This window comes from Haloferax profundi, assembly GCF_001469865.1.
GTDB lineage: Archaea > Halobacteriota > Halobacteria > Halobacteriales > Haloferacaceae > Haloferax > Haloferax profundi.
On sequence record NZ_LOPV01000606.1, the window covers coordinates 1 to 719 of the forward strand.

Here is a 719-nt window from a genome sequence, read left to right on the forward strand (position 1 = left end):
ATAATTCCAACAAGTCATCGCTCTCGCGATTGAGTTGGATAGCTCCGATTGCAGTTTTCTACACGGTCAGGCGTTTGTCATAATTCACGCGGAGACCCATATCAAGTGGACACAATTCACTTGTTTGGTAGTCGTGCGTAGTATTGCTACTCCGAGCCATGTCACAAACCCCCAAAGAATAAATACTAGTCTCCCAATCATCCAGTAGATTTGGAATATGGCATCAGTCAGTGTCCAACAACTACGCAAGACCTTCGGTGACGTGGTCGCTGTCGACGACGTGTCTATCGACATCGAAGACGGAGAGTTTGTATCGATTCTGGGTCCCTCTGGCTCGGGGAAGACGACAATGTTGAAGTCAATCGCTGGGTTCGTTGGCCCCGATAGTGGAAGTATCATGGTTGCTAGTAATGAGATGATTGGCCGGCCACCCGAAGACAGGAACATGGGGCTGGTCTTCCAGCGACTAGCATTGTTCCCTCATATGACGGTGTTCGATAACGTCGCTTTCGGGCTTCGCCATCGAGAGAATCTGAGCGAGGCTGAAATAGAAGACCGCATCGCAGAAGTCTTGGACATCGTCTCTCTCCCGGGCTACGAAGACCGAAATATTCAGAACTTGAGTGGTGGGGAACAACAGCGTGTTGCGCTCGCCCGTGTATTAGTTCTCGAACCAGATCTACTCCTTTACGACGAGCCCCTCTCAGACCTCGACAGAC

The 719-nt window shown here is 50.5% G+C and carries 1 protein-coding gene; it reads left to right on the top strand.

All coding sequences use genetic code 11. The features are described 5' to 3' along the window. Window positions 1-217: 217 nt before the first annotated feature. On the top strand, window positions 218-719 hold a 502-nt coding region (locus AUR66_RS17685; RefSeq protein WP_157533214.1), incomplete at its 3' end, for an ABC transporter ATP-binding protein.